Below are 3,863 nucleotides of genomic sequence, written 5' to 3'. Positions count from 1 at the left end.
GTTACGACAGAAGTCTATCAATATAGCCAATATCAGACTTCATTCAGTCTCAGGACACACTAATTGCTTCGAAGATATACTTTATCAATATCGCCAGGCCACCGATAGACGGACCAGTACAAGCTTAGCGTTCCAGTGCAAGCTAGACGCCCTACCCCCGCTAGGCGTCCCGACGGAGGACGGGCATATCCGGCGCTACGGACTAGACGAAATATCCTTCTAAATATTTGGTATTTTAAATTATTTTCAGTATCTTTGCAAACAAATATTTTAATGAAATAGTAAATGATTATACAGTAAAAACCCAAAATGATGAAACAGAAAAAACATCGAAAGATTCCGGCTCTGGCAGCTGGTACTACGCTCGTGGCAGCGATGACCCTGATGGCTTCCTGCTCCACAGACTACGAAGACAAGATTGTGTACAACGACATCCAGCAGCCATTCCAGCAGAACTTCAAGAAAGACACCGTGGCTTTCGACAAGCTGCCGGCAGAGTTCGCCAAGCACATCCTGAATCTATCCGACCCATCAACAGAAATCGTCAACAAGGCAGATTACACCTTCCAGACCAACAACCTGATCAGCGTGAAGAAATCGGCAGTGGGCGATTCGCTCGTCATCACCAGCTGGAGTGCGAAACCCGTCTCCAACGTCACCCTCGAGATGTATATCCCGGAGGCTGACGAGTATATCCCGGTGGCTTTTTTCGAAACCGTTCCTGCCTTCTCCCGCTTCTCGTTCAAGCCATCCTTTATTGGCAGAAGAAATGTATGGAAGAAGGAAAGCGGAAATTTCGTGAGCTTCCTTTGTCCATATCTCGATATGAACCAGATGAAGGCACGACTCACCAGCGATGACGAGCACTTCAAGATGCTACAGAAGATTGATGCCCAGTGGAACTGCAGCTTCTCCAACTTCGGATGGACTCCTACCGTAGGCGAATCATACAACTTCCGCGAGATGAGACCTATCTATGCCCGAGAGTGGGTGGTGATACTCACCAACTATGCCTATATGATGACCACACCAGAATACAAGTATGTGATGGCAAACTTCAAGAAGGTGATGGGAGGCAACCTCTACGACAACGAAAAGGTGCCATTCACTGCCGAAAAGTACCGGAGCGAGGTGGAGAGATTCAAGGCTAAGAAGAACTTCGTGCTCGGACAGACCTCACCTGCCTATGGCGGACTGGGCGGCGGTGCCACCTGGGGCATTACCGACTGGAACTTCTACGGCCATTATGCATCCTTCAGCGGATGGGAGTCGATCACCCACGAGTTCATGCACTGCATGGATTACGGTCACAACAGTAACATGACCTATGCAGCAAAGACTCCGGAAGGCGTGAACGTAGGTTGGACAGAGTTCATCTGGCAGCTGCACATGTGGTTGAGCAAGAAGGGCGACCTGCCTTATACCGACCGCAACCTGCTGGGCTTCCACAAACCGGAGAATGCACAGTATCGTGACTGCGACATCATGCAGATTTTCCAGGATGATGCCGTATTGCAGAAGAATATCAATAGTTTTTACAAGAAGAGCCGACTGGTGAAGTACTTCACCGAGAATCCGCTCAAGGACAACAAGAAGTAAGGAGGAAAAAGAAAAATGAGAAAAGACGTAATGATGATCAGCGCAGGACTGATGATGCTGGCAATGGCATCCTGCGACCAGACAGAATATAGAGAGATTACAGAAGACCGAGTTGTGCCGCAGCCGGTGGATACCATCAAGGTGGCTGACCACTTCTACCTCGACGGCTACCTCTCACGCACTTCCGAGAACATCGGTGGCAAAGATCTGAATGCCGTAAATCTCTTCAGCGATGGCGAAGAACTGTATGTAGCCAACTTTGCCGGCAAATGCATCGATGTATTCGATGCAGAAACGCTGGAGCTGAAGCGCAGTATGAGCAATGGCGACCGCACCCTGGCTAGGGATGTATATGTCGAGGGCGACCACCTCTTCGTGGCAGCCGGCGACAACCGAGAGGTGCAGATCTTCGACAAGAAGACGGGCAAGTATCTCAGCCGTCTGGGCACCGGTTCCTGGTCAGCCAGCAATGTTTCCTGGGCAGGATGCGTGTGCGCCACCCCTCGCCTGGTATTCGTAAGAGATTCCAAGGAGAAGAATATCAGGGTCTTCGACCGTGAGGCGCTGGATATGAATGCTGCCAGCAACAACAATGTCTATGCCAAGCTGGCTACAGGCAGCAATTTCATCGGCAGCAAGTTTGAGCCGCAGTCTGAATCCTATGATATGGAAGCGATAGGCGATTCGCTCTACAGTTTCATCCCTCGTACAGGTACCATCTATGCCTGGAAGGTGCAGGACATCATTGAGAAGAAGGGAGATGCGCCAGTCAAGATTACCCAGAACGCAACAGAGAAAATCCGTTCCATCTCGAAGACCGACGACAAGGAGAAGTTCTTCGTATCGATGGAGAAGGACGGCAAGATGCAGCTGGCAGAATACACTCTGGCTGATATCCAGAAGCGAGACTTCTCTCAGCCAATCCGCAGCTTTGCGAGCGATGACCGCGTGAGCCTGCCATCCCAGACCATCGTAACCTACCAGAAGGAGAAGCTGATCCTGACCAACGGCACTAAGCTCGACCGCTGGGAGATCCGCAACAATCCATCCTACGAGATCCAGCCTCGGCAGAAGTAAGTAAGCGAAGCATTCTCGGAATAAAGCAAAAAAACTGCCTAAAAATTTGGAGGTTACAAATATTCAGCGTATCTTTGCATATATATTTAATTAATCATGGAGGATAGAATATGATGATATACGTAGCCAACCCACTTTACGATGCCGTCTTCAAGTATATGATGGAAGATGAGCGAATAGCCAAGACTCTGCTTTCTGCACTCTTGCAGAAAACGGTGATTGCTGTAGAAATGCGTCGTCATGAGTATCCCAATATTGCCCGTGATGCCATCTCTATGTTTCGTGTTGACTTTGCTGCAACCGTATTGGAAGATGACGGCAGTAAGAATCTGATTCTGATAGAATTGCAGAAAACATGGCTGGAGACGGAAACCTTGCGCTTCCGCCAATACCTGGCTGTGCAGTATAACAACAAGGAGAATATGCGCAAGGAGACCAAGGGCAAGTATGCCCTGCCTACCGTGGCGGTGTATCTGCTGGGGCATAACGTGGGACAATTCACGGAACCCGTCATCTATGCCAGACATAAGATATATGACTATGAGGGAAATGAAGTACACCAGGAGGAGCCAGACCCATTTGTAGAGAGTCTGCAGCATGACAGCATCATTGTCCAGATTCCGCGGCTGAGAGGAAGGGTAAACAATAGACTGGAGAAAATACTGAGCGTATTCGACCAGTCGCAGATTTATCCGGACGACCAGCGAATGCTTGAGTTGGATGAGAACAAATATGGGGATGATGCCGAAATGACGCATATACTCCATCGTCTCCAGTCGGCGGCGGCTAATCCTGACATCAGAAACAGGATGAATGCAGAGGATGAGTTCTTCCAGGCCCTGGAAGACAGGGATACTACTATCATGACGCAGAAAAAAGAACTCGAAAAGCAGAAGGCGGCGATTAAAGAGAAGGATGCGGCAATTGAAGAGCAGAAAGCGGCAATTGAAGAGAAGGATGCGGCACTTGAAGAGAAGAAGGCATCACTTGAAGAGAAGGATGCATCCTTGCGCGCAGCTGTCTTGGCATTATCGAAGTCGGGCATGAATGCAGAAATGATAGCAAAGACTTTGAATATCGGAGAGGAGAAAATACAGGAAATATTATCTAACTGATATTCCAAACCCATTTCAGTACTTGAATAACAGATAAACAGAAATCCCCCATCCTACTTTCTCAAGCGGGAT

The 3,863-nt window shown here is 48.7% G+C and carries 3 protein-coding genes; all 3 read left to right on the top strand.

Annotation, left to right across the window (positions count from 1 at the left end):
* Positions 1-309 precede the first annotated feature (309 nt).
* The 3 genes from DXD25_RS13800 (at position 310) to DXD25_RS13790 (ending at position 3,791) form a co-directional block, all read left to right on the top strand.
* Positions 310-1,599: a hypothetical protein gene (locus DXD25_RS13800; protein ID WP_233522328.1), complete on the top strand. Its 1,290-nt coding sequence runs from the start codon at positions 310-312 to the stop codon at positions 1,597-1,599.
* 15 nt (positions 1,600-1,614) lie between these two features.
* On the top strand, positions 1,615-2,676 hold the full coding sequence (locus DXD25_RS13795) for a YncE family protein (protein WP_233522327.1): 1,062 nt from the start codon (positions 1,615-1,617) through the stop codon (positions 2,674-2,676).
* Between the two features lie 110 nt (positions 2,677-2,786).
* Complete coding sequence (locus tag DXD25_RS13790) at positions 2,787-3,791, top strand: hypothetical protein (RefSeq protein WP_233522326.1); 1,005 nt, start codon at positions 2,787-2,789, stop codon at positions 3,789-3,791.
* Positions 3,792-3,863 lie beyond the last annotated feature (72 nt).

It is taken from the genome of Prevotella sp. TF12-30 (assembly GCF_003436715.1).
GTDB classification, from domain to species: domain Bacteria; phylum Bacteroidota; class Bacteroidia; order Bacteroidales; family Bacteroidaceae; genus Prevotella; species Prevotella copri_A.
This window is presented reverse-complemented; position numbering and strand designations above follow the sequence as displayed.